Source organism: Pseudoalteromonas sp. SWXJ133, assembly GCF_015864365.1.
GTDB classification, from domain to species: Bacteria; Pseudomonadota; Gammaproteobacteria; order Enterobacterales; family Alteromonadaceae; genus Pseudoalteromonas; species Pseudoalteromonas arctica.
In genome coordinates this window covers 136,562-163,195 of sequence record NZ_JADYXJ010000001.1, presented here as the reverse complement: position 1 = coordinate 163,195, position 26,634 = coordinate 136,562, and the positions used below count along the sequence as shown (strand labels likewise).

At 38.4% G+C, this 26,634-nt stretch carries 25 protein-coding genes; 20 read left to right on the top strand and 5 right to left on the bottom strand.

Going from position 1 to position 26,634, the window contains the following annotated elements; translation table 11 throughout:
* The first annotated feature begins 404 nt into the window (after positions 1 to 404).
* From I6F40_RS00650 to I6F40_RS00630, 5 genes are all read left to right on the top strand, one after another.
* Entirely contained in the window at positions 405 to 1,313 is a 909-nt protein-coding gene (locus I6F40_RS00650; protein WP_197192351.1) for an FRG domain-containing protein, read from the top strand.
* A gap of 7 nt (positions 1,314 to 1,320) precedes the next feature.
* A complete protein-coding gene (locus tag I6F40_RS00645; protein WP_197192350.1) occupies positions 1,321 to 2,652 on the top strand; it encodes a KAP family P-loop NTPase fold protein in 1,332 nt (443 codons plus the stop codon).
* A 281-nt stretch (positions 2,653 to 2,933) separates the two neighbouring features.
* Positions 2,934 to 3,317: a hypothetical protein gene (locus I6F40_RS00640; protein ID WP_197192349.1), complete on the top strand. Its 384-nt coding sequence runs from the start codon at positions 2,934 to 2,936 to the stop codon at positions 3,315 to 3,317.
* Between the two features lie 2 nt (positions 3,318 to 3,319).
* Positions 3,320 to 3,685 carry a hypothetical protein gene (locus I6F40_RS00635; protein ID WP_197192348.1) on the top strand — a complete coding sequence of 122 codons (366 nt, stop codon included), beginning with the start codon at positions 3,320 to 3,322 and terminating at the stop codon, positions 3,683 to 3,685.
* 106 nt (positions 3,686 to 3,791) lie between these two features.
* Positions 3,792 to 4,697, top strand: coding sequence for an AbiTii domain-containing protein (locus I6F40_RS00630; RefSeq protein WP_197192347.1), 906 nt, complete (start codon positions 3,792 to 3,794; stop codon positions 4,695 to 4,697).
* Positions 4,698 to 4,910: 213 nt separating this feature from the next.
* On the opposite strand, the gene I6F40_RS00625 is transcribed toward I6F40_RS00630, so the two are convergent.
* Positions 4,911 to 5,327: an MgtC/SapB family protein gene (locus I6F40_RS00625; RefSeq protein WP_197192346.1), complete on the bottom strand. Its 417-nt coding sequence runs from the start codon at positions 5,325 to 5,327 to the stop codon at positions 4,911 to 4,913.
* 213 nt (positions 5,328 to 5,540) lie between these two features.
* On the opposite strand from I6F40_RS00625, the gene I6F40_RS00620 reads away from it, so the two are divergent.
* On the top strand, positions 5,541 to 7,055 hold the full coding sequence (locus I6F40_RS00620) for a BCCT family transporter (RefSeq protein ID WP_331460290.1): 1,515 nt from the start codon (positions 5,541 to 5,543) through the stop codon (positions 7,053 to 7,055).
* Between the two features lie 76 nt (positions 7,056 to 7,131).
* Positions 7,132 to 7,506 carry a hypothetical protein gene (locus tag I6F40_RS00615; RefSeq protein WP_197192345.1) on the top strand — a complete coding sequence of 125 codons (375 nt, stop codon included), beginning with the start codon at positions 7,132 to 7,134 and terminating at the stop codon, positions 7,504 to 7,506.
* Here the strand turns inward: I6F40_RS00615 and fghA are convergent.
* Both fghA and I6F40_RS00605 read right to left on the bottom strand, forming a co-directional pair.
* Positions 7,460 to 8,302, bottom strand: coding sequence for an S-formylglutathione hydrolase (gene fghA / locus I6F40_RS00610; protein WP_197178774.1), 843 nt, complete (start codon positions 8,300 to 8,302; stop codon positions 7,460 to 7,462). The two genes, I6F40_RS00615 and fghA, sit on opposite strands and share 47 nt — an antisense overlap.
* Before the next feature lie 67 nt (positions 8,303 to 8,369).
* On the bottom strand, positions 8,370 to 9,491 hold the full coding sequence (locus tag I6F40_RS00605; RefSeq protein ID WP_182720871.1) for an S-(hydroxymethyl)glutathione dehydrogenase/class III alcohol dehydrogenase: 1,122 nt from the start codon (positions 9,489 to 9,491) through the stop codon (positions 8,370 to 8,372).
* Positions 9,492 to 9,625: 134 nt separating this feature from the next.
* On the opposite strand from I6F40_RS00605, the gene I6F40_RS00600 reads away from it, so the two are divergent.
* From I6F40_RS00600 to hflX, 7 genes are all read left to right on the top strand, one after another.
* A complete protein-coding gene (locus I6F40_RS00600) occupies positions 9,626 to 10,498 on the top strand; it encodes a LysR family transcriptional regulator (RefSeq protein ID WP_197192344.1) in 873 nt (290 codons plus the stop codon).
* 147 nt (positions 10,499 to 10,645) lie between these two features.
* The gene (locus I6F40_RS00595; RefSeq protein WP_024590127.1) at positions 10,646 to 11,863 is read left to right on the top strand and encodes a lipoprotein-releasing ABC transporter permease subunit; all 1,218 of its coding nucleotides are present in this window, start codon (positions 10,646 to 10,648) and stop codon (positions 11,861 to 11,863) included.
* Positions 11,856 to 12,554: a lipoprotein-releasing ABC transporter ATP-binding protein LolD gene (lolD, locus tag I6F40_RS00590; protein WP_182769664.1), complete on the top strand. Its 699-nt coding sequence runs from the start codon at positions 11,856 to 11,858 to the stop codon at positions 12,552 to 12,554. Before I6F40_RS00595 ends, lolD begins: the two co-directional genes overlap by 8 nt.
* A complete protein-coding gene (locus I6F40_RS00585) occupies positions 12,544 to 13,788 on the top strand; it encodes a lipoprotein-releasing ABC transporter permease subunit (RefSeq protein ID WP_008134012.1) in 1,245 nt (414 codons plus the stop codon). Before lolD ends, I6F40_RS00585 begins: the two co-directional genes overlap by 11 nt.
* A 117-nt stretch (positions 13,789 to 13,905) precedes the next feature.
* The gene (locus tag I6F40_RS00580) at positions 13,906 to 14,379 is read left to right on the top strand and encodes a DUF1456 family protein (RefSeq protein WP_165721539.1); all 474 of its coding nucleotides are present in this window, start codon (positions 13,906 to 13,908) and stop codon (positions 14,377 to 14,379) included.
* A gap of 373 nt (positions 14,380 to 14,752) precedes the next feature.
* Positions 14,753 to 16,105 (top strand): NADP-specific glutamate dehydrogenase, encoded by a 1,353-nt coding sequence (gdhA, locus tag I6F40_RS00575; protein ID WP_197192343.1) that lies wholly within the window; start codon positions 14,753 to 14,755, stop codon positions 16,103 to 16,105.
* Positions 16,106 to 16,303: 198 nt separating this feature from the next.
* Positions 16,304 to 17,653 (top strand): GTPase HflX, encoded by a 1,350-nt coding sequence (hflX, locus tag I6F40_RS00570; protein ID WP_197192342.1) that lies wholly within the window; start codon positions 16,304 to 16,306, stop codon positions 17,651 to 17,653.
* A gap of 67 nt (positions 17,654 to 17,720) precedes the next feature.
* On the opposite strand, the gene I6F40_RS00565 is transcribed toward hflX, so the two are convergent.
* Positions 17,721 to 19,487 carry an AMP-binding protein gene (locus I6F40_RS00565; protein ID WP_197192341.1) on the bottom strand — a complete coding sequence of 589 codons (1,767 nt, stop codon included), beginning with the start codon at positions 19,485 to 19,487 and terminating at the stop codon, positions 17,721 to 17,723.
* A 185-nt stretch (positions 19,488 to 19,672) separates the two neighbouring features.
* Entirely contained in the window at positions 19,673 to 20,119 is a 447-nt protein-coding gene (locus I6F40_RS00560; protein ID WP_007582681.1) for a DUF3010 family protein, read from the bottom strand.
* 355 nt (positions 20,120 to 20,474) lie between these two features.
* Here I6F40_RS00560 and thrS point away from each other — a divergent pair, with 355 nt between their 5' ends.
* The 6 genes from thrS (at position 20,475) to I6F40_RS00530 (ending at position 26,554) form a co-directional block, all read left to right on the top strand.
* Positions 20,475 to 22,385 (top strand): threonine--tRNA ligase, encoded by a 1,911-nt coding sequence (gene thrS, locus I6F40_RS00555; protein WP_197139590.1) that lies wholly within the window; start codon positions 20,475 to 20,477, stop codon positions 22,383 to 22,385.
* Positions 22,386 to 22,444: 59 nt separating this feature from the next.
* Positions 22,445 to 23,005: a translation initiation factor IF-3 gene (gene infC / locus I6F40_RS00550; RefSeq protein WP_002960714.1), complete on the top strand. Its 561-nt coding sequence runs from the start codon at positions 22,445 to 22,447 to the stop codon at positions 23,003 to 23,005.
* A gap of 212 nt (positions 23,006 to 23,217) precedes the next feature.
* Positions 23,218 to 23,418, top strand: a complete 201-nt coding sequence (gene rpmI, locus I6F40_RS00545) for a 50S ribosomal protein L35 (RefSeq protein ID WP_002960713.1) — start codon at positions 23,218 to 23,220, stop codon at positions 23,416 to 23,418.
* A gap of 15 nt (positions 23,419 to 23,433) precedes the next feature.
* A complete protein-coding gene (gene rplT, locus I6F40_RS00540; protein ID WP_002960711.1) occupies positions 23,434 to 23,793 on the top strand; it encodes a 50S ribosomal protein L20 in 360 nt (119 codons plus the stop codon).
* 300 nt (positions 23,794 to 24,093) lie between these two features.
* A complete protein-coding gene (locus I6F40_RS00535; protein ID WP_197192340.1) occupies positions 24,094 to 25,911 on the top strand; it encodes a M14 family metallopeptidase in 1,818 nt (605 codons plus the stop codon).
* Position 25,912: 1 nt separating this feature from the next.
* Positions 25,913 to 26,554 (top strand): MBL fold metallo-hydrolase, encoded by a 642-nt coding sequence (locus I6F40_RS00530; protein WP_197192339.1) that lies wholly within the window; start codon positions 25,913 to 25,915, stop codon positions 26,552 to 26,554.
* Positions 26,555 to 26,634 lie beyond the last annotated feature (80 nt).

Genomic DNA, 26,634 nt, shown 5'->3' with positions numbered 1-26,634 from the left:
CGGTTGAAGCGCTTCGCTCAGCAAGGATATTGAGCTTAGAAATACAAAACGTGGTAAGTATTTTAGAATAGTGGCTGTCGTATACGTGGATGATAAAAACCTGACTGACATTCTAATCAGCTCGAGCTTAGGTGTTGCTTATGATAGTGGTACTAAAGCGAAGGACTGGTGTGGTTAGGCCTTGGGTAGTCAGTTAAACTGCTATTCCATATTTTTAAGGCTTTGAGTGAAGGAGGGATATTGTTTAATTAAGCTTTGTTTAGAAATGATAAATTGCTTTTGTTGGTAATATCATAGGTAATTTGTTAAAAGTATAAAAAGAAATAGTTGCGTGCTATCGACAGAAAAAATCGCGATTAACGCATTATTAAATTGTTAAAAAGCCACAGTTGATACGGACTTATATGCTATTTGAAGAATCAAAATTAGGTAGTGTAAGAACACTACTTACTATACTCTCTGAACTAGAGCAAAGTGATGATCTATATTTTTTTAGAGGACATGCTGATAAGTCATTCCAGCTACTACCGTCTATTTATAGAAAATCTGAATGGTTAAGTAATGAAGATAAGATGATAAGGGAAATGCTAATGCGTTGCCCAAATGATTTTTCTTTTATGCAGACTAGCTTTGAAAAGCTGGTAAAAATGCAACATTATGATCTTCCTACAAGATTACTCGATTTATCAGAAAACCCTTTAGTCGCTTTATATTTTGCATGTACTTGCGAGAAAAATAAAAATAAAGATGGTGAATTTTTATTTTTTAAAATACCTAGGGAAGAAGTTAAATATTTCGATAGTGATACTGTTAGCGTTATTTCTAATATAGCTTGGTCAAAATCAGATTTTGAGATAGCTCAAAGTTATTCTTCCGCACTACGTTTCCATAATGAAAGTAATCATCATGCGACCAAATTAATGCATGATATTCAACAAGAAAAGCCTTATTTTTCACCTAGAATACAGCCAACACATATTAAAAGTGTTGTTTGTGTAAAACCTAAAATGGATAACCAGCGGGTTATCAGGCAAGATGGGGCATTTCTTTTATTTGGAACAGCACAAAATAAACATACACCAGCATCGATACCTGAAAGTTGGATATACAGGCTGAATGGAAAAAAATATATCATAAAGGCTTCAGATAAAGATCAAATATTGAAGCAGCTTGTTGGTATCGGTATTTCTAAAGCTAAGCTTTTTCCTGAGATAGATATGGTTTCACAGTTTATTAAAAATGATTATGGTTTAAAGACAATAGAATTTACTACTACCCATCCAAAACCTAGCGCTGGACCAAGGTGGAGATAAGGCACTTATGAAGTTAGCAATAAAGCACCAAGAGACAAGGATTGATAATAATAGTCGTTATATATTTGGTCGTAAGGAGTTTTCGACCAGCTTAAAAAATATCTTTTACAATATCGATGGGGGATTTGTTTTAGCGATTGATGCAACTTGGGGGGAGGGGAAAACTTCATTCATTCATCAACTAATTCACGATTTAAAGTTCTCAACCAATTTAATTCCAATATACTACGATGCTTTCGCGAACGACTTTGCAAGCGACACATTTTTATCTATTGGGGCCACGATTACATACGGGGTAGAAAACCATTTCAATAAGCAGGATCAAAAAGACAAAAATCATAAAAAAAATCAAAAACAACTTCAGCACTTAAAAAAGGTTACTAAAAATACTGCTATAGAACTTGTTAAGCTAGGTACTAATTTAGCAGTTAAATCTTTAACGGCGGGGATAGTAGATAGCTCTGAGCTAGTAAAGGTTACTACTAGTGCATTTAATACAGCTACATTTGGTACACTAGAGCTTGACTTAAATAAAAAATTTGAAGCCTATGAGGGCTCTAAAGCCACCATTAAGTCTTATGTTGAAGCCCTACAGTCAGTCTCCACAGGTAGCGAAAAAGTCGTGTTCTTCGTTGATGAGCTTGATCGCTGTCGCCCTGACTTTGCCGTAGAAGTATTAGAAAAAATAAAACATCTTTTTTCGGCTAAAAATGTCATATTTGTTATTTCTTATAATAAAAGCCAGCTGTCAAAAATAATTTCAAACGTTTACGGTGTTGATCGTGAGGACTCACTTAAATACTTAGAAAAGTTTGTCCATATTGAAGTGAATTTGCCAACTGTAGATAACAAACATCACGAAAATTCATACGAGTTATTGTTTAATAGTTTTATGGATGAGTTTAATATCCAATTTTCAATGGAACAACCCAAATTAGAGCGATTAAAGAGTATGTTTATTTCTTTATCCTCGAATAAACATCTTAAAATGAATAGTCGCGAAGTAGAACGGACTTTCAGCTATGTGAGTTTTTGTTTTGCATCATTGGATAAGGACATGGGCACAGAGCTATTTCAATATTTTTTACCCGCAGCAATGATCAAGGTAAAAAATATAGAATTATTTGAAAGTATTAAAAATGGCTCTTTTTCTTCAACCTCTATTAATAAAGAGTTCAATTGGATATACGTTTTTTTTAAGGATTACTATAAGGATAATCTTGTGATAGAAGCGTCTAATGTGTATAAGGTAGGAAAGTTCGAGGAGGCATGTAATATCGTTTCTATGTTTAAATTACCAATTGAGTCGGATATACGAAGTGCGGTAAAAAATTTCTGAGTAGCCATTATAGAATTGTACTATTTATTACTCAAAGATTCGCGGCCACTAACCGTGATTTGTCGCCTAGCAAACTAATAAACTAGACATCCACCCTAATTTTTTGCTCTAGGTAATTTGTTAAAACTATATTAAATGAGGGTTAAGCCAGCAGTAATATGCGCGATGAGCGCACTATTAAATTGTTATTTTTTACAAAATCATGAGGAATAATATAGATACCTGAATGGCTGTCAGATATTAATATCATCGGATCAGCTGCCTCTATAATAGGTCTGATTGTGACTATTTTTCTTTTCATGGAAGCTCGGAGTATTCGAAAGTCTTTTCTACGCAAGGCTAGGCTTCCTGAATTGAATAAGGATCTAGCAAAAGCAACATCTGAAATTTCTACTCACATAAAAACATGGGAAAGCAATAAAGAGCCAGCACTTGAAAAATTTTCGCATGCAAAAGCATTGCTGGAAAATATTAAGAAAAAACTGCCTCAAGATGAACGCAGAAAGGTTGAGAGGTATTTAAATTTGCTACAACCAAAACGCTCTTTGCTAAAGAAAAGAGAAATTTCAGGTTTAGACAGAGATGAAGCATTTAAATTGTATTCTGAATTAAACGGTTTGGTCACATCTCTCCTTGAACTAGCTAAAGACAATACTTGGAACTAATTATGAGTGTAAACAGCAAAACTGAACAGCTAGTTAAAAAGCTATTCGTTGAAAGCAAAAATGGAAATATTAAATGGAATGTATACGAAACACCTAGATCTTTAAACCAAGAGACTGAGCAATCAGTTCCTCTATTCTTGAAAACTGAGTACAAGGGAAAGTCCATAGGTGTTTATGACCTTCGGACCAAACATTTCTATGACGAGCATGAGTTTTATTGGTCTGAAAGCATAGGTCTTTGTATTGTCGATGAAAATGATCGAGTTGTATGGGAGGCAAATGAATATTTCCCTGCATTACTTGACTTGTTCAATGCAGCAAGGGAAAAAGCTGCTGGCTTAGACGATATTCTTGATGATCTTATCTAAGAATTCGGCAAACATAACAAACGCATGTTGTAGGACTGCTTCTCCGCTGGGCTCCAAACCAGCCGCAAATGCGGGCGTTATGCATTAATTCAATATTGGTTGCCCTATGAAATTAATTGAAGAAATAATTGATCTACTAAGCTCTGGTGAATTTAACTTAAAAATAGCATTACTTAAAACCAAAGTGCTACTTCATAAGTTGGGTGAAAAAGAGTTATTAGATTGGGTTAATTGTGAGTTGAAAGGATACTCGGGAAATGAATCGGTTCCCGATTATAGAATACTACACGTAACTATAATGGGTAATGTCAGCAATATGGCATACAGATATTCAAATCAGACATTACCCGTTATGCATTTAGATGAAGTAATCCGAGAACGTTTGGTTACAAAATACTTAATGGATGGTATTGCTGTTATTGAGCAGTACTCGAAACAGGAAAATCTAAATATATCTGTTGCCCCTGAGTTCTATCCTTATTTGTCAGAAGGCTATGATAGTAGTTATCAAGTGGAAAATGCTTGGGCAGTACACTCAGCTGGAGCAATGACTCAAATATTAACTGAAGTAAACTCTAGGTTATTAGATTTCGTTTTGGCGCTTTCTGAAAAATTCCCATCTGAAATGGATTCAGATGAAATGAAAACTAGGTCAAAGGAGGTTGGAGTGAGTGATTTATTTAACAATGCTGTATTTGGTGATAACGCTACAATTGTGGTGGGTGACTCAAATACGCAAACCATTAAAAACTCTGTTATTAAAAATGATCTTCCGTCATTAATTGAAGTTCTAAAACAACATAAAGTCAGCGATGAAGATATTGCTGAACTTGAAACATCTATTGAGAATGACAACAGTTCTGATGAAATAAAAGAAGGTAAGTATGGAACAGAGGTGTCCAATTGGATGGGTAAAATGATTGGAAAAGCAGCCTCCACTGCTTGGGATGTTAAAGTTGGCGCGGCGGGAAGTTTATTAGCAACCGCCATCAGCAAGTTCTACGGATTTTAATGCATCGTAATTTATTTAAACGCAATTGAAACGGTAGGTTATACTTATCTTTGTTCCATATTCTAACCCGCTCAGTAAAGCGATATCAATGTCCGCTCATGGCACACTGCCGCCATTCCTGATAGCCTTGTTTATTAGGAATATCGTTATTTAATATCAAGCTTAATTACCGAGCTGATTTATTCGCTAATCTGAACGTTAACTATATTAAATTTACTTAAACTTTTTTACATACCTAAGCGTTATAAAGTTAATAATGGCAAGTAAAATTGCTATTTCGTAGCGGCTGTACGCTACGGCTATACCAATTAAACCCATGTTCCAAATACTTGCTGCGGTTGCAGTGCCTGACGTAGTACGGTTATTTTTTAAAATTGCGCCACCGCCTATAAAACCAATACCGGTAATAATGCCTTGTAACATTTTAGATTGCGCTTCTGCGCCATCTAAAACCGACATAGCAATAAGTGCATACCCACACGATGCTACCGCAACAAGCGGAAAGGTACGAAGTCCTGCGCCATCATGGCTGCGTTCTCTGTCGTAAGCCATGGGTAGTGCAAGTAGGTAAGCAATACCTAAATGTATTAAATTATCGACGATTTCATTCCACTGTAAATCAATTTCCATTATTGAGCCTGTGCTGGTTAACTTTGTTAATAATAAGCAAACAGTAAGCCATGGAATAAATGATTATTAATCAATTAGTTATTGTTAATAGCTGTATTTAACAAGAATTATTGAGGAAACTTTTACATGTTTTTATTACTATTTTACGCAATAGTTAATTTGATCTGAGTTTTAAAGCCCCGTATTCTTTTATCCAGACTAAAAGACACCTATGTGAATCTCTTGCCTTTAAATAAAACATTAAGCACACCCACTAAGCTTGAAAAAACAGCCTTACTATTTTGCGTTGGGTTATCTGTTATTGCTTTTTTATTTCCTGAATTACTCACAGAGCACTTACAACCCGCTATTAATAAAATTTTAGGTTATTTAGGCTCGCCATTTTTTATATTGGTAAACTTGTTACTTTTTTCTGTGATAGCTATTGCTATAAGCCCATTAGGGCAACGAAAAATAGGAGGAGCGCAAGCACTTGTTGAGTTTAGTACCTTTGGTTGGCTTTCTATGTTGTTTGCAGCAGGAATGGGCTCAGGACTTATATTTTGGGGAGTAGCAGAGCCTGCACTACACACGGTTAATTCGCCTTTAAAGCAAAGCTTGTATCCTAACAATCAAACAAGTGGTTTGGCACTTACCTTAGTTAATTGGGGCGCGCATGCATGGGCGCTCTATGCAGTATTTGGCTTGTTATTAGGTGGGCTTACTCGCAATAGTGGTAAAGCGGGCGATATTAGTGCTCCTGTGATCAGTGCAACTAAAGGCGTTATTAATCGGGCTTGGCAGTTACAGTTGAGCTTTAGCATTAAATTAATTGCCATACTTGCAATATTTTTTGGTGTCGTGGGCACAATTGCTAATTCAACTTTATTACTGCGTAAAGGGCTCGAGCTTGAGCTAGGGGTTGAGTCTGCTTTATTTTCGGGGTTTATTATTATTTTTTTAATTGCGCTGCTTTATACCATTTCTGCAAAGTTGGGGCTTAAAAAAGGAATTCAAACGCTTAGTAAATTTAATGTGCTTTTAGCTTTTATGCTTATTGTATGGCTATTAATTTTTGTGCCTATACAGCCAATTATAGATATAGCTTTGGGAGGTACGTGGGATTACATTCAACTTATAACCACAGGCACATGGCAGTTTGAAAGCATACTGAAAAAGCCTGAGTGGGCAAGCGGCTGGACATACAATTACTATTTTTGGTGGTTAGCGTGGGGCCCGTTTGTTGGTGTGTTTTTGGCAAGAATTAGCCAAGGGCGCTCAGTTTGGCAATATATTGTTGGTGTTGTATTTGTACCAACCCTAGTGACCATTATTTGGTTTAGTGTGTTTTCGGGCTCTGCGATTGCGTGGGATCAAACGCATAATGTAGGTATTTTAGCGGCTATTAAAGCCGATTATACACAAGGGCTATTTGTATTTTTTGAGCAGCTAGGGTGGCAAGGCGGTTTATTAATTTGGTCAAGCTTATTACTGTTACTTATTTTTGTAGCAACTTCAGCAGACTCTGCTGTTTTAGTAATTCGCCAATTAAGTGGTGCAAGTGAAGCTCAAACATGGAGCTTATATGCATGGTCGTTTGCGTTAGGTTTATGCGCGTTTGTTTTGTTAGTACAAAATAACGAACCGTTAAACAGAAGTGTTGCGATTATTGGCGCTTTGCCATTTTTAGTTATTTTTATTTTTCAGCTGGTGGGTTTTACAAAAGAGTTTATAAATGAGTTTAAGTAATCATGCCGACATATTTTTACAATGCTATTTTTAAAGTTGTATATAATTTAGGTAATGTTTTTGAACAGGATGAATCATGAGAACGCTAATTTTATTTTTATGTGTTATTTATCTAAGTGGCTGCACATTTGCCGGCGCTATTATTGACGGCCAAGCACAGTCAAATGCACGTGATAATAAATATAATAATAGTCCTGCTCGTTCAGAGCCTTATAAAAACCCACTAGAGCCAATACCTACAGATAAAAACGGATTTAACTTTACTGATATGGGATTAAAGATAGATTCGGCTCTTGTTAGCCTAGTAAAAGGCGAAAGCACTACAACGCAAGTATGTAGGCAGGTCACTAAAAGTCTAAAAGAGTGTGTAGAGGTAGAAAAGTCATCTCTACGCACTAATGAGTCTAAGCAGTTAAAAACTGATGATGAAATAATAAGTGTTGGTCAATAAAACTACTTATAAAAAAGTAACTATGATCGTAACCTTCTTGCATCTCCAGTGTTAGCGGGTAGCTCTTTTCGTTAGCAACAGCCACTAAGTTTTGTGGTTTAAGTTGCTCCTCTAAAAAACCATCAGCATCGCCTTGAGTAGTCAGCATCGGTAAGTAATCAGTTTGTTTGGCTTTTTTCATCAGCTCGCACGTGTCGTACTGTGCCCAAAGCGATTTATCACTGCCCAAATACCCTGTAAATGCTTTTTCGCCCCACGGACAGTTTATTGGGTTAACGATAGGGCTAAACGCAGATGCACTAACGTATGCTTTAGGGTTTTTAAGCGCGACCATTAATGCACCGTGCCCGCCCATGGAGTGACCACTAATTGCCTTTGTGCTTGTGACGGGAAAGTGTTGTTCAATAAGAGCCGGTAACTCACTAACAACATAATCGTACATATTAAAATGGGTGTTGTAAGGAGCTTGCGTTGCATTCACGTAAAAGCCAGCACCTTGTGCAAAATCGTAAGCGTCTTCATTGGGTACATCTTCGCCGCGCGGGCTGGTATCAGGCGCTACAATTGCAATACCCAGCTCGGCTGCTTTTTTAAACGCGCCTGCTTTTTGCATAAAGTTTTCGTCAGTACAGGTTAAACCTGATAACCAATAAAGCACAGGTACTTTGTTTGCCTCACTTGCACCAGGCGGTAAAAATACGGCAAAGCGCATAGTGCAATGTGTACTTGTTGCAGCGTGAGTATATTGTTTATGCCAACCGCCAGACACTTTTACACTTGAGATATTTTCTAACATACTTAATCCTTAAAAGCCGTAAACTTAAAAGTATTACGGCTTATTATTAAACGTATTTAAGCAAATATTAGTAATGAATTACCGTACGAATGCTTTTACCTTCGTGCATTAAATCAAATGCTTCGTTAATATCTTCAAGGCCCATTGTATGGGTAATAAAGTCGTTAAGAGCAAATTCGCCAGCCATATAACGTTCTACTATTTCAGGTAGTTGCGAGCGACCTTTAACGCCACCAAATGCGCTACCACGCCATACACGCCCAGTTACCAGTTGGAACGGACGGGTTGATATTTCTTGGCCAGCACCGGCTACGCCAATAATTACCGACTCACCCCAACCTTTATGACAACACTCAAGCGCTGAGCGCATAACATCAACATTACCAATACATTCAAACGAGTAGTCAACGCCGCCGTCTGTCATTTCAACAATAACTTCTTGAATTGGCTTGTCGAAATCTTTTGGATTAATTAAATCAGTTGCACCTAGTTTTGTAGCTAAATCGAATTTAGTGGTGTTTATATCAACACCAATAATACGACCCGCACCAGCCATCTTTGCGCCAATAATCGCAGATAAACCAATACCGCCTAAGCCAAATATAGCAACAGTGTCGCCAGGCTTTACTTTAGCTGTGTTGGTAACTGCGCCCATGCCTGTTGTTACACCACAGCCTAGTAAGCAAATCTCCTCTAGTGATGCTTCTTTATTTACTTTAGCGAGTGAAATTTCTGGCAATACAGTGTACTCAGAGAACGTTGATGTACCCATGTAGTGATAAATTGGTTGGCCATCTTTAAAAAAGCGTGTAGTGCCGTCTGGCATTAGGCCTTTACCTTGTGTTTCGCGCACGGCTGAACACAGGTTAGTTTTACCTGAAGTACACATTTTACATACGCCACATTCTGCAGTGTATAAAGGAATAACATGATCCCCAACTTCAACACTCGTTACGCCTTCGCCAACAGCATAGACAACACCAGCGCCTTCGTGACCTAAAATAGCAGGAAATATGCCTTCAGGATCTTGGCCCGATAATGTAAATGCATCGGTATGACACACACCTGTAGCGGTAATTTTTACCATGACTTCGCCTTTTTTAGGCATCATCACATCAACTTCTTCAACACTAAGTGGTTGATTAGGACCCCAAGCAATGGCAGCTTTTGATTTAATAAATTCAGACATGTGTTTTATTTCCTTTAACTGGCTATTAAAAAATAATTGTAGACCCAATTTGCTTGGGTGATGTGCTTATTGTATTTGTTTCTCAAATAATGATAATCTCAATTTTATTAAAACACTTTTACAGTATGGTAATAATGGCGCGTTGGAATGGAATAGATGAGTTTATAGCTGTAGGGGAGGAGGGCAGCTTTACTGCGGCTGCGAAAACGCTTGGGCTTTCGGTTGCGCATATTAGCCGCCATGTAACAGCGCTTGAGCAACGTTTAAATACACAACTATTAACTCGTACAACCCGTAAAGTGGTTTTAACCAAAGAAGGCGAAGTGTACTTACATCAAATAAAGCACTTACAACATGCTATGGATGAGGCAACTCAAGGTCTTGCCACGCACCAAACTACACCAAAGGGTAAAATCAAGCTCACAGCCCCTGTTATGTATGGGGAAACGTTCATTATGCCTATAGTGCATAATTTTATGAAGGATCATCCCGAGGTAGAAGTTGTTGCCACACTAAGTAACGAGCAAGAAAACTTATTAGAAGGCGGATTTGATTTAGCAATAAGGCTTGGGCATTTAAAAGATTCGAGCTTAAAAGCGCGTAGGTTAAGTGCGCGGCGTTTTATTATGTGCGCGGCACCACAGTATTTAACGCGATTTGGTGAGCCGCATACTTTAGGCGAGCTAAACAGCCATGAATGTTTAATTGGGAATAGTAGCTACTGGCGCGTAAACGAAAATGGGCGCGATAAACACATTAAAATAGCGGGGCGGCTACAGTGTAATAGTGGTTGGGCGCTGGTGGATGGCGCAAAAAAGGGGCTCGGTATTGTACAACTCCCAGACTACTACATAGAAAACGAAATTAACTCAGGACAATTAGTGCCTATTTTAACACCCTATCAACCACAGCAAGAAGGGGTATGGGGCGTATATCCACCAAGGCAGTTTGTGGCCACTAATGTACGGGTATTGCTCGATTATTTAGTTAACGGGCTGAAAGCTTAACCGCGAGTTAATGGTTAAATACATATTGCTGTAAATATAGCCAAGTATCAGATTTTTAAATTATTTCTTACATTTTACGCCATACCCAAAGGCACTTTTTTCGTGCTACTATTGCTCAATACTTTTACTATAAGTGTTAAAAATAATATGTTTCAACCGGTTAGCTTATTTATAGGGCTTAGGTATAGTCGCTCCTCTAAAGGAAATGCGTTTATATCGTTTATTTCGTTTTTTTCTATTGCCGGTATCGCTATTGGTTTAATGGCATTATTTACGGTAAGCAGTGTAATGAACGGGTTTGAAAATAGCCTAAAAACCAATATGCTTGGACTTATTCCGCATGTTGAAGTTAGCGCAGGTAAACACACTGCCACCCAAATGAACACCCTAAAAACCGACCTCGAACAATCTCCTTATGTTGATCATGTAAGCTTATATCGCCACGGTGAAGCTATTTTGCAAACGAATAAAGACTTGCACGGCGTTTTATTACAAGGCCTTTATAACGATAGTGGTTCTTTGTATAGAATTACCGATAAAATAGTGCAAGGCGATTGGAAAACTGTATTAAACAAAAATTACAACATTGCTATAAGCCGTTATTTGAGTCGTAAATTAGGCGTTAGCGTGGGTGATAAGCTTCGCGTTATTATGCCTAATGCTTCAACGTATACACCACTTGGGCGAGTACCCAGCCAGCGTTTATTTAAAGTTGCCGCAATATACGAAACCGGATCTGAGATAGATATGGCACTTGCGTTTACGAGTGGCGCTTCACTACAACGGGTGTTAAAGCTGGATAAAAACACTGCCCCAAATTTAAGTGTTTCATTGCACGAACCTTTCGAACTAGATGAGTTTATTGAAGCAAGCCAGCGTATTTTACAAGATCATAATTATAGTGATTGGCGCAGTACCCAAGGTACTCTATTTGCAGCCGTTGCTATGGAAAAGCGCATTATGTCTATGTTGCTTGCCCTCATTGTATTGGTGGCTGTATTTAATATTGTATCGGCATTAACCATGATGGTAAGCGAAAAACAAGGCGAAGTGGCCATACTACAAACGTTAGGTTTAACACCTTCGCAAGTGCAAAAAGTGTTTATGGTGCAAGGCCTATATAACGGCGTAATTGGTACCGCAATAGGCGCATTTTTAGGTGTAATATTTAGTTTATATATAAATGAGCTACTTGCATTAGTGGGCTTAAACTTATTGGCGGGTATAGAGCTTCCGGTAAAATTTGATATTTTGAGTTTAGTAATAATAGCGTTTGCCAGTATTGCTATGAGCTTTTTAGCTACCTTATATCCTGCGCGTAAAGCCGCAAAAGTAAAACCAGCAGAGGTATTACGTTATGAATGATTTAGTAATTAGTTGTGAAAATTTAAGTAAGGTTTATCAAGATGGCAGCAACCAAGTTGAAGTATTAAAAGGCGTTGATTTAGCGCTTCAGCAAGGTGAAATGCTCGCTATTGTGGGGAGTTCTGGCTCTGGTAAAAGTACGCTTTTACACATACTTGGCACATTAGATACCGCAAGCTCAGGTAGCGCTAAAATTAAAAACCAAGAAGTTGCAAAACTTTCGCGAACAGAGCAAGCCGCATTTAGAAACCAAAATTTGGGCTTTATCTATCAATTTCATCACTTATTAATGGAGTTTAGCGCAGTCGAAAACGTGGCTATGCCATTATTAATTAAAGGCTTGAGTGCAAAAGAAGCCAAAGCTCAAGCGCTCGATATGCTCGAAAAAGTAGGCCTTGCACATCGCAGCTCGCATAAACCGTCTGCGCTTTCTGGTGGAGAGCGCCAACGCGTGGCTATTGCCCGCGCACTGGTTACTAAACCTGCGCTTGTGCTTGCTGATGAACCAACCGGTAATTTAGATAAACAAAATGCGATTAAAATTTACGATTTAATAAATGAGCTTAACCAAAGCTTAAACACGAGTTTTGTGGTAGTTACACACGATTTAGAACTTGCCGATAAGCTAGGCAAAATAGCTTATTTAGACGATGGAAAACTAGCTATTAAAGAGTCGCAGTATGTTGCTTAGTGCATTTTTAAGTAAACGTTTTAGAGCCTATTCAGGCCACAAAGATGAAAAAAACGGCTTTGTTAGTTTTATCGCTAAAGCGTCGACTATTGGTATTTTATTAGGTGTCGCGGTTTTAATTGTGGCGCTGTCGGTAATTAATGGTTTTGAGCAGCAACTAGTACATAGATTGCTAAGTGTTGTGCCGCAGGTTGAATATGTAGCACCAAGTAGACCCATCGCGAATTGGTCGCAAAAAGTTGAGGATTTACAAACACAACCGCATGTAACAGGGGCTGCGCCATTTATTGCAGTGAATGGGATGGCGCAATATAAAAGCCAGCTAAAAGCGATAGAAATTCGAGGTGTTGAGCCATCGCTCGAGAGTAATGTATCGGCGGTAAATCAGTTTACCAGTGGTAAGTTAGTGAGCCAGTTAGGCCTTGACGATGTAATTTTAGGTAAGCAAATAGTAAAACAGTTAGATGCAAAAGTAGGCGACAACATTACGTTACTTATTCCGCAAATAGGCCAAAAAGGTCAGTCATTATTAGCGCCTAAACGCGTAACACTTAACCTTGCAGGTGTTATAGAAATGGGCGGCCCCATTGATAGTACCGCTGCGTTTATACATCTTAATAAAGCGCAGCAAACATTGGGTTACGATGAAACTCAAGTAACAGGGCTGCGGTTAAGTGTTGATGATGTGTTTTCGGCGCACCAAATAGCGCTAAAAGTGGGCCAAACTATTGACGACTACGTGTATGTTTCCAGTTGGTTTAGAACCCAAGGCAGCCTTTATCAAGATATTCAAATGGTACGTACCATTGTTTATATTGTGGTGTTTTTAATTATAGCGGTAGCCAGTTTTAATATTGTGTCCTCCTTGGTAATGGAAGTACGCGAAAAACAAGGCAATATCGCAATTTTAAAAACCATGGGCGCGAAAGACAGTACTATTTTAGCCACCTTTGTAATGCAAGGCTTAATGCAAGCATTTGTAGGCGTGGCACTAGGAACACTAATTGGTGTGGTATTAGCGCTTAATATAAGTGAGCTTTTTACGTGGATAAGCCAATTATTTGGAGCCAATCCACTTGAGGGCGTTTATTTTATAGAGTTTTTACCAAGTAAATTAGTACTTGAAGACATTGGTATTACAGTGATTGTTACGTTTGTGCTTGCGATACTTGCCACTATTTATCCTGCATGGCAAGCAACGCGCGTAGATCCTGCCAAGGTGCTTGGTAACTAGGTATAAGAAGCTCAGATAAAAATTAATAGGGTGGTATTAGTAAACCTGTTAAACTAGGTGCTTATTTAAAATTAAGCAATAACTGCTTGGTTGCTATACCTCACTTTGGGATTTACTTTGACTAATAACGATATTTTACGCCGCATTCGCTACACTTTTAACTTAACTGATACTGCTATGGTCAATGTTTTTGCATCAGCAGAGCATACGGTCACCAAAGAGCAAGTAATTGCATGGTTAACTAAAGAAGGTGAAGAGGCTTTTACCCCAATAAGTGATACTGAGTTTGCTAGCTTTTTAAATGGGTTTATTAATACCCAACGTGGCAAACGCGAAGGTGAGCAACCAGAGCCTGAGAAAAAGCTAAACAACAATATTATCTTTATGAAGCTACGTATTGCTTTAAATATGAAAGCAGAAGATGTTATAGCAACACTTGCACTTGTTGATTTTGATCTAAGTAAGCATGAGTTAAGCGCGTTTTCTCGAAAAGTAGATAACAAACATTACCGTGTTTGTAACGATCAAATATTACGCTTGTTTTTAACCGGCGTACAAAAGCAGCACCGTCCAGAAGAGCCTGCTGAGTAACTGGTTTTAGCTAATTAGCTTTTAGTTAATGGGTTTTTTGCGAGCGCAATGCAGTATAAAGCCCATTAATTGTTATATTTTTAAACAAATCCACACCTAACCTAATACTTCTAAAACTCCCTTTTGAAAATATAAAAACTCACTTGGCACTGTTTCGATTTTAAATCTGTGAATTTAAATTCATCTTTAATAAATAAAAATCAAACTTCCAATCAAAAATAATTCACGTAGCTGGCGTTAAATATCTCAATTTTTCATGCTAAGGTAATAGTTAATTATATTAAATTAAGACCTTAAAGCATGAATCATAAACTTGATCACGTTTACTTTAACATCTGATAAATACTTTTATTATTAACACGGAAGAATAATTATGAATTATATCCATAGCACAATAGCACAATTAAAAAATAGTAGTCCTGCACAATGCGAGTTTTATCAAGCTGTTGAAGAAGTACTTGAATCACTCGAACCTATCTTAGAAAACTCAGAAAAATACAAAAAAAATGCCATTATACAACGCTTAGTTGAGCCCGAACGCCAAATTATGTTTAGAGTTCCCTGGGTTGATGACGAAGGCAATATTCAGGTAAATAAAGGCTACAGAATTGAGTTTAACTCTGCACTTGGCCCCTATAAAGGTGGCTTACGTTTTCACCCAAGTGTGAATGCCAGCATAATTAAATTTTTAGGGTTTGAGCAAATATTTAAAAATGCTTTAACAGGTTTACCAATCGGTGGTGGTAAAGGCGGGGCAAACTTTGATCCAAAAGGGCGCTCAGATGCTGAAATAATGCGTTTTTGCCAATCATTTATGAGCGAGCTCTATCGCCATATTGGCCCTACAACCGACGTACCCGCTGGAGACATTGGAGTAGGGGCGAGAGAAATAGGTTACTTGTTTGGTCAATATAAGCGTTTGACTGGGCGCTATGAAGGTGTTTTAACAGGTAAAAGCTTATTGTGGGGTGGATCGCTTGTACGAAAAGAAGCCACGGGATACGGCGCTGTTTATTTTGCTGACTACATGCTGCAAGCGCGCGGCGATAGCCTACAAGGTAAGCGCTGCTTGGTCTCGGGCGCAGGTAATGTTGCTATTTATGCAATGGAAAAGCTTTATCAAATGGGGGCAACACCAGTAAGTTGCAGCGACTCTCGTGGCACTGTGTATCATGAATCGGGTATAGATTTAAATCTTATTAAATGTTTGAAAGAGCAATCGCGTGATTGCTTGAGTGTATATAAACAAACTCACCCCGATGCTATTTATATTTCTGTAAATGACTACCCTAAAGATGGGCACGCTGTTTGGCGCTTTAATGCTGCCGCTGCTTTTCCGTGCGCCACACAAAATGAATTAACACAGGCGGATGCAAGCGCTTTATTATCCGGCGGTTGTTTATTAGTAAGTGAAGGCGCAAACATGCCTTCAACAAAAGAGGCTATTGATTGCTTTATTGCTGCAAAAATTGCGTATGGACCAGGTAAAGCGGCCAATGCCGGCGGCGTTGCAACAAGCCAATTAGAAATGGCACAAAATGCGAGTATGCAAAGTTGGACCTTTGAAGAAGTTGACGAAAAGCTAAAACAAATTATGAAAAATATATTTGTTACCGCCAACGACACTGCTACAGAATTTGGTGAGCCTGGAAACCTTTTATTAGGCGCTAACATTGCAGGCTTTAAGCGCGTCGCCGATGCAATGATTGAGCAGGGCGTCGTTTAATATTAAAGCTGAACAATAAGGCTTTACTATAATGTTATTTTAAAACTAGCCATAAAATTGAGTATATTATGGTTAGTTTTAAATATTAACGCCATTAGTGAACTATAACCCTATAAAGCTGGGCTATAACAGCGTAGGATCAAGTTACTTTCGAATGAAAATTAGGTTTGCACTTTAGGTGCATTAAGACAAAAAATTATGCAACTAACTGCAAAACCATCACTTCCTAATGCGTTACTTATTTCTATTAGTACACCACAATTTAAAGGTGACGAAGCAACAGAGTCGCTTGCAGAGCTTGCTCGTTTGGTGACCACGTTAGGATTTAAAGTAGTAGGTACGCAATCGCAAAAGCAAAGCTCAACTCAAAAAGTTAATGTACTGGGCTCAGGTAAACTAGCTGAAATAGCTCACCTTACCGGCAATAAAGGGATGGTTGAAGACGAGCAAGAAGATAATTTACTTGATGAAGACCCTTTAACCGAAATATCGTCAGAAATTTCATCAGACGAACTTGATTTTGCATGTGCCGATGTAGTGGTATTTGACTGTGATTTAACGCCTTCTCAACTACGTAATGTTGAGAACCAGCTGGGTGTAGAAGTATTTGATCGCACCGGTATTATCATTGAAATATTTAGCCGTCATGCGCGTACTAAAACTGCAAAACTACAAGTTGAAATTGCTCGCCTTAATTATGTAGCGCCACGACTGCGTGAAACATCAACAGGTGATAAAGAACGCCAAATGGGTAAAGGTGCGGGTGAAACCACACTTGAGCTAAATCGCCGTAAGGTGCGCGATCAATTAGCAGAATTAAAGCGTGAGCTTGTTAGTGTTCAAGATGTAATGATGGACAGACGTACGCAGCGCTCTGAGCTATTTTCAGTGGCTTTAATTGGTTACACCAATGCGGGCAAGTCATCAATGATGCGCGCAATTACAGGTAGTGATGTAGAAGGCGAAAATAAACTCTTTGCAACGCTAGATACCACTGTTCGCGCACTGTACCCGATTACGCAGCCACGTATATTGGTTTCAGATACGGTTGGTTTTATTAAAAAATTACCTCATGATTTGGTTGCTTCGTTTCACTCAACGCTCGCTGAAGCACATGATGCGTCGCTACTTTTGTATGTTGTTGATGCGTCAGACCCTTCTTTTCGCTCACAGCTTGAAGTAGTACATAAAGTACTGGCAGAAGTTGGGGTGGAAGGCAGCAAAAAATTATTAGTACTGAATAAGTCAGACCAATTAAGTACTGAGCAGCAGCAGTCGCTAATGGATGAATTTCCTGATGCGATGATGACCTCTACGCGTAATCCAGATGATATTAGTAAATTGCACAAATACATTATTGGCATTGCTCAAGAGGACATGATTGAAGAAGAGATTGTTATCCCGTACACAGCTAAAGGTATTGTGGGCGAAATCCGATCGAGTATGAGTGTTGTTAAAGAAGAATATGAATACAGCCACATTAAATTAACAGTGCGCTCGAGTGCGATTGATTTAGAACGTTTAAAAAAGAGAATGTTAGATTTATAATAAATTTAGTATACAAAAAGCACAGCCAATTGGCTGTGCTTTTTAATCGTTACTTGAGGTAGATTTATTATTCAGAGTTCAGATTTTTTGTAGAGAAAAATTTGGAGAAGGCTTTGTCGCTTAGCTCTTCTTGCATTTGCTCACGCATTTTAAATTTTTGCAGTTTACCTGTTACTGTCATTGGATAGTTTTCTACAAAACGGATATGTCGTGGCATTTTAAAATAGGCTAGTTTGTCTTTTAAAAACACACGAATTGCTTGCTCATCAAGCACAGCGTCTTCTTTTGGTTGGATCCAAGCGCACACTTCCTCGCCATACCTTTCATCTGTTATACCAAATATGGCAGCATCTTGAATGCCCGGGTAGGTGTAAAGCACTTCTTCTATTTCGCGCGGGTAAATGTTTTCGCCGCCACGAATAATCATATCTTTAATACGGCCAACAATAGTGACAAACCCTTCTGTATCCATGACACCTAAATCGCCAGAGTGTAGCCAACCGTTGTCATCTATTGTGGCTTTTGTTTTAGCATCGTCATTCCAATAGCAGCGCATTATACCTGCACCTTTACTACACACTTCGCCAGGTTGACCAATTTGTTGAATGTTACCCAACTCGTCAATAATTTTAACCTCGGTATGGGCAAGTGCGCGGCCAACCGTCGTTACTTGCCGCTCTATTGAAGAGTCTGTTTCGGTAATGTTGTTTATGGGGCTGCACTCAGTTTGCCCGTAAGCAATCAGTACTTGATGCATGTTCATTTGTGTTTGTACTTTGCGCATTACTTGCTCTGGGCATGTAGAGCCTGCCATTACACCCGTGCGTAAAGTACTTAAGTCATAATCGTTAAAATTACTTAGCTCAAGCTCACTAATAAACATGGTAGGTACACCGTGCAGCGCTGTACATCCTTCTTGTTGAACTACATCTAGTGTGGTTTTTGCATCAAACGAATCGCCTGGATAAATGGCTGCTGCACCTTTACTAACACACAATAAACTACCCAATACCATTGCAAAGCAATGATATAACGGGATAGGGATACATAACTTGTCATCGCTCGTAAAGTGCATAGATTCGGCGACGAATAGCGCATTATTTAAAATATTTTTATGAGTGAGCGTTGCGCCTTTTGGGTTGCCTGTTGTGCCTGATGTAAATTGTATATTGATGTCTTGCTCAGCATTTAAGTTTGCACCTATTGCTTTTAATTCAAGCTCATGTGCCGATGTTGGCAAGTTAATAACATCATTAAACGCATGCATACCAGGAGATTCTTCATCACCGATACGAATTATATTTTTAAGAGTGGGCAGTGCTTTTAAATTAAGTTTGTTTTTATCGCAAGTTGCAAGTTCTGGAGCCAAACCATTGAGCATTTCTAAATAATCACTGCCTTTAAAGTTTGATGCTGTGATTAGAGTAGAGCATTCAACACTATTTAAGGCATATTGTAATTCGTTAGGGCGATATGCAGGGTTGATGCAAACCATTATTGCGCCAATTTTTGCCGTTGCAAATTGGGTTAAGCACCACTCAATATTATTAGGAGACCAAATACCAACACGCTCGCCTGGTTTCACGCCAAGTGCCAGCAACCCCATAGCAAGTTGATTAACTTCTTTTTGAAATTCTTTATACGTTAAGCGAATACCCTGGTGATGAACTACAACAGCTAACGCCTCTGGATTTTTGTCGACAATAAAGTCAAAGTACTCCCCGATAGTCGAATTTGTTAAAGGTGTGCTTTGTATACCTTTAAAATAGCTTTGCGATAACGGTAAGTGATTTATTTGTTCTACTTCTTTTACCGCAATAGTGTGTGTGTGCATTGCTCTCTCCATGAAAATGTGTGTGAGTTATGTAAACTACAAAGTTAAAATAAACACATATTGTCGACAAAGAGAAGTGCAGTTAGACTAATGTATAATTAGATTAATAAAATCTAATTATGTTTTTTAGATACAAAAAAACGCGTCTTACACTGTAAGTACGCGTTTTTAAACGAGCAATAACTTTACATTTCGTCGCTGCGGTATGTTTTTTTCATTATGTAAACGTAAGCGTTTACAAATGCATTTTCTTGGTACTTTTTAAGGCCTGTTTCTTCAAAATCAATAGGAATAGGATTACGCTTTACCTGTTCTTTAATTTCAGTTGTGGTAAATAAACGTACATCTAAATTGTCGATTAATTGAATCGCAGTTTCCATTTTGAATCCTTTTGCGCTGCCAGCAAATTTACCTTTAGGCTGACGCTCACGGATTGCAACAGAATCAATTTGGTAATCTTGCATTAGTTTTGCAAAATCGAATTGAAATTTACGCATTACTTCAGTGTCGTTACCGTTACCTAAGGTAAAGCGTGTTTGGCGCACATCGCGAATATCAAATACGTCATTATCTTTACTTAAAATACAAAGTAGTACATCACTACCGGTAATTTCTACACCACATGTTCTCATGTCTATTCTCTAAAATAACTTAATTACGCAGTATTATACGCAACACACATTAAAATGCGAGTGTAGGTATAGTTGTAGGTGCGTAATTAGTGCGTTGATGCTTTTATATTTTAATGAAATTATTTTTTTTGCTCTAAAAGTTACATTTTGTGCTCAAAACGGGTGGATTTCACCCCTTAAAACTTGTAATTAAATGCGCAGCACGCGACAATATATCTTTGTAGTTGAATAGACTCTGCATCTACATTTGTTAGTCAATGCTTATTCGTAAAAGCGTTGTCGAGTCATTCTCATTTAATTTATTAAAAATACACGTGATACATTGTAGGTGTCACCACTGTAGCAAGGATTTATAATGCCAGTTATTACTCTTCCAGACGGAAGTCAACGTAGTTTTGAAAACCCTGTAAGCACGCTTGATGTTGCAAACGATATTGGCCCTGGTTTAGCTAAAGCGACCATTGCGGGTCGTGTTAATGGCGACCGTGTTGATGCATGTGATTTAATTAGTGAAGACTCTCGTCTTGAGATCATTACCGCTAAAGACGATGACGGCCTTGAAATCATTCGTCACTCTTGTGCTCACTTAATTGGTCATGCAGTTAAGCAACTTTTCCCAGACGCAAAAATGGCAATAGGTCCTACCATTGATAACGGTTTTTACTACGATATCGATATGGAACATTCATTATCACAAGATGATCTTGAAGCAATTGAAAAGCGTATGTTGCAACTTGCAAAAACCAACTACGACGTAGTGAAAAAAACAGTAAGCTGGCAAGAAGCACGCGATACATTTGAAGCGCGTGGCGAAACATACAAAATAGAAATTCTGGACGAAAACATCGCTAAAGATGACCACCCAGGGTTATATCATCACGAAGAATATGTAGACATGTGTCGTGGACCTCACGTTCCTAACATGAAATTTTGCCAAAACTTCAAAATAATGAAAGTTGCGGGTGCATATTGGCGTGGTGATTCAGAAAACAAAATGCTACAACGCATTTACGGCACAGCGTGGGGCGATAAAAAGCAACTTAAAGCGTATTTAAAACGCCTTGAAGAAGCTGAAAAACGCGATCACCGCCGTATTGGTAAAGCGCTTGATTTATGGCATTGGCAAGAAGAAGCGCCAGGTATGGTATTTTGGCACAACGATGGTTGGAGCATTTACCGCGAGCTTGAAGAATTTGTACGTGAAAAATTACGCGAATATGAGTACGAAGAAGTAAAAGGTCCAATGATGATGGACCGTTCACTTTGGGAAAAATCAGGTCACTGGGAAAAATATTCAGAAGCAATGTTTACCACTGAGTCTGAAAAGCGTGAATACGCGATTAAACCAATGAACTGCCCAGGACATGTGCAGATCTTTAACCAGGGTTTAAAATCGTACCGTGATTTACCACTTCGTATGGCTGAATTTGGTTGTTGTCATCGTAATGAACCATCAGGTGCACTACATGGTTTAATGCGTGTACGTGGCTTTACCCAAGATGATGCTCACATTTTCTGTACCGAAGAGCAGATAATGGACGAAGTTTCAGCGTGTATTAAGATGGTTTATGATACATATGAAACATTCGGATTTGAGAAGATTGTAGTTAAGCTATCTACTCGCCCAGAACAACGCATTGGTGAAGACCATATGTGGGATAAAGCAGAGCTTGCTTTAGCCGAAGCACTTAAGCTAAACGATATTGAATTTGATTATCTTCCGGGTGAAGGCGCGTTTTATGGTCCAAAGATTGAATTTACTTTATACGATTGTTTAGACAGAGCGTGGCAGTGTGGTACAGTGCAATTAGACTTTGCATTACCGGGTCGTTTAGGCGCTACTTATGTAGCAGAAAATAACGAACGTCGTACACCTGTAATGATACATCGTGCTATTTTAGGTTCTATTGAACGCTTTATTGGCATTTTAACTGAAGAGTACGCTGGTTTATTCCCGACGTGGCTTGCGCCAAAGCAAGTGGTAATTATGAATATTACCGATAAACAGGCTCCTTATGTTAAAGAAGTTGTACAAAAATTAAATAAACTTGGAATTAGAGCCGCTGCTGACTTGAGAAATGAGAAGATTGGCTTTAAAATCCGTGAGCATACACTGAAGCGTATTCCATACTTGCTTGTTGTTGGCGATAAAGAAGTTGAACAACAAGAAGTAGCAGTGCGTACTCGCACAGGTGAAGACCTAGGCAAATTTAATGTCGATGATTTTGTAGCTAAAATTAGCGAAGAAATTAAAAATCGACAGTAAAAATCGAGCGTGTAAGGCATTAACAAACAGCCAATTACACGCTTATATTATTGATATTCTTGGAGGAACGTACTATTAGAGGCGGCAAGAAAGGGCAACAAACAGCTCAAAAAAATCGTATTAACGAAGAAATTACAGCGCAAGAAGTTCGTTTAATTGACATTGAAGGCGAACAAGCTGGAATTCAGTCATTACAAGACGCGCAAACTATGGCCGATGCAGCGGGTGTTGATCTTGTTGAGATCAGTCCAAACGCTGAGCCGCCTGTTTGTAGAATCATGGATTACGGTAAGTTCATCTTTGAAAAAAGCAAAGAACTAAAAGAGCAGAAGAAGAAGCAAAAGCAAATCCAGATAAAAGAAATCAAATTCCGTCCTGGTACGGATGAAGGTGATTATCAGGTTAAGCTTCGCAACTTACGTAAGTTCTTAGAAGCTGGCGATAAAGCTAAGATTACTATCCGCTTCCGTGGTCGTGAAATGGCTCACCAAGAAATTGGTATAGAATTATTAAACCGTATCAAAGCCGATTTAGAAGAACTTGCAGTAGTTGAGTCTTTCCCAAATCGTGTTGAAGGTCGCCAAATGGTTATGATGATGGCGCCTGTTGCTAAAAAATAATTTTTAAGCGATAATACGCACCGAAATTAGCTCAGGTCTGCAAGTAATATGCGAATATTCACCTGAGTTAACCGGTATTAAAGTAAGATTGCGGCATTTATGCTGGGTCTTCACCGGAACATGGCAGTAAGTTAGGCCTAAAAGTGGAGCTATAGAAATATATCTCACGCCTGCTTACTAATTTAAAAGCAATACAATTTGGAGTTATTGCAATGGCTTATAAGCTAAAAAGTCACAGTGGCGCTGCTAAGCGTTTCAAAAAGACTGCTTCTGGCGGTTTCAAGCGTAAACAAGCGCATCTTCGTCATATTCTGACTAAGAAAACTTCTAAGCGTAAGTTACACCTACGTCCTAAGATGATGGTTCATAAAAATGACCATGGTCTAGTTTCACGTATGTTACCGTTCGCTTAATAGGGGTTTTTAGAAATGGCAAGAGTTAAACGCGGCGTTGTCGCACGTGCACGTCACAAAAAAGTTTTAAAACAAGCAAAAGGTTACTACGGAGCACGTTCACGTGTTTACCGCGTAGCTTTCCAGGCTGTTACTAAAGCGGGTCAATACGCTTACCGTGACCGTCGTGCGAAGAAACGTACTTTCCGTCAATTATGGATTGCACGTATCAATGCTGCTTCACGTCAAAATGGTCTGTCTTACAGCCGTTTTATCAATGGTCTTAAAAAGACATCTGTAGAAATCGATCGTAAGATCCTTGCAGATATCGCTGTTTACGACCAAGTTGCATTCGCAGCGCTTGTAGAAAAAGCAAAAGAAGGCCTAGCCGCTTAAGCTTTTTCATATAAGTATTAAAAAGGAGCCCATGGCTCCTTTTTTTGTGCCTGTAATTTAATAACTTACACTTTAGTTTTAATAATTTAGCGGAGTTGTTTTATGTGTTTTTTTAATTGGGTTTATAAATAGTAATGTAATGAATTACTGTACTTAATCGTGTTATAAAGCCTTAAAAGACATGGGTGAATAAGTGACATGTAATTGGCTGTATTTTTTTGTTGAATCACCGCAGTTTCCTCATTATAAAAAATTTAGTTGATATAATTTATATAATTGAGGCGTTTGTTAGAGAATTTTATGTTTGCAAGTTTACTAGTTTTATCTGCAAGTGTGGCGTATGACGCGCACTTACCTCCACTCATAGAGTGGCAGGGAAAAAGTGTAGAGCTTTTACAAAAAGAAGGTCCGTTAACTACCGACTTTGAATTATCTTCAGGTGAAGCGTCACCAAATTATGCAAATACAATGGCATTTGTAGATAGGTTAGTTGCTGCAAATCCGACTCAGTTTCAATCTCAAATCATTGGCTATAGTAATAGCAAGCGTGCAATAAAAATGCTAATTGCCAGTGAGCAAGGCTTTTTTGAAGCAAGACAAATGGCTAATAGTACAAAGCCGACTATTTTTATTCAGGCAGGTATTCATTCTGGTGAAATAGACGGTAAAGATGCCATGTTTATGCTACTTAGAGACATAGCGACGGGTAAGCGTCGTGATATTTTAAAAAAGGTAAACATATTATTTATTCCTATTTTAAATGTAGATGGGCACGAACGTAGCAGTGTATTTAATCGTATAAACCAACGAGGCCCTGCTAAAATGGGCTTTAGAACAAATGCAAACAACCTTAATTTAAATCGCGATTTTACTAAACTTGATACGCCAGAAGTCAGAAGTGTTTTAAAGGTTATTAACGACTACAGCCCAAATTTATACATTGATGTACATGTTACCGATGGGGCAGATTACCAATACGATGTGACCTATGGCTACAATCCGGTATTTTCAAGCGAATCGCCTGCGGTATCTGACGCTTTAAACCAGTTTTTTAAACCTCTGATTGACGATACACTGGCTGAACAAGGCCACACCCCAGGGCCACTTGTTTTTGTTATGGACAAGCGCGACTTTAAAAAAGGGTTAGCGGGGTGGGTTGCTACACCACGTTTTTCAAATGGTTGGGGCGATTTAAAATCATTACCTACAATTTTAGTAGAAAACCACTCATTAAAACCTTACAAGCAACGTGTATTAGGGACTTACGTCTTTTTAGATGGCGCCATTAATGCGCTATCAAAGCACAGCCATGAATTAGCTAATGCGGTAAAAAAAGAACAAGCGTTTGTTCCTAAACAGTTAATAGTAAAACGTGGTTATGCAAAGCAAGCTGATACAATTGCACAGTTTAAAGGCATTGAGTACTCAACAAGCATGAATGCACTTTCTGGCCAAAATGAAGTTAAGTATTTAGGTAAAGCACGCACCTATACCGACTTACCTATTTATTGGCAAAAAGATGTACAGCACACAGTTGAGGTCCCTAAAGCGTTTTTTATCTCGCCTGTATATGGCAATATTGTTGAAAAGTTAAAGCTACACGGTGTGTCTATTAATAAACTTGAAGGGGCGAATACACAGCCTTTAAAAGTGGCTAAAGTAAAAGACTATACGTTTGATAAAGCACCTTTTGAAGGACGTTTTAGAGTATCAGCAACTTTTGATTATGTGCCTGCTATTAATGTCGATTTAGATGGCTGGTATCAAGTCAATACCCAACAAAAAGCAGGTGAGCTTGCTGTGCATTTGTTGCACCCTGAAGCACCTGATTCATTCTTTGCTTGGGGAGAATTTAATACAATTTTTCAGCGTACTGAGTACATGGAAAATTATGCGCTAATTCCATTCGCACGCCAAATGCTAAAAGACAATCCAAAGTTAGCGCTTAAGTTTGACGAAAAGCTTAAAGATAAATCATTCGCGAATGACGCTGATGCACGATTAAATTGGTTATATGAGCAAAGCCCATTTTATGATCAGGCGTACTTAAAGTATCCGATACTTATGTCATTCGAAGAAGAAGTGGTTATCCCGGATCAAAAAAGTAAAGAAATTTAATATGCAAATAATAACTATACCCGTCACTGCATTTGCACAGAATAGCCGTATCATTGCGTGTAGCGAAACTAAACAAGCGGTAGTTGTGGATCCTGGTGGCGATGCAGAAAAAATAATCACGGCCCTAAATGAGCATAAATTAAAACTAAATGCTATTTGGTTAACGCACGGGCATTTAGATCATGTGGGTGCGGCAGATATTTTGCGAAATCAATTTAACGTACAAATTATTGGTCCACAAAAAGATGAGTACTTTTGGTTTGAAAACTTGCCTATACAAGCACAAATGTTCGGGTTTAAACCCATTGAACCGTTTTATCCGGATATTTGGCTAAACCATAACGACACCGTGAGCGTAGGTAAACTTAGCTTTTTAGTGAAACATTGCCCGGGGCATACACCAGGTCACATTGTGTTTTATCAACAAGAGCACGAGTGCGTTATTGTAGGTGATGTTATTTTTAAGGGATCAGTAGGGCGCACTGATTTTCCTAAGGGGAATAGTGAGCAACTTATTGAATCAATTAAAGCGCAAATTCTTACACTGCCGGATAGCACTAAAATTTTAGCTGGACACGGAAACGACACGACAGTCGGTTTTGAAAAACAAACAAATCCCTTTGTCAGTGGTAAGTTTGGTTAAATAACTTATTGAAGGTTAGTTAACTGTATAAAAATTAAAAATAAGCAGACTGTGTTTTAAAATGGCTGTATAATTTAACC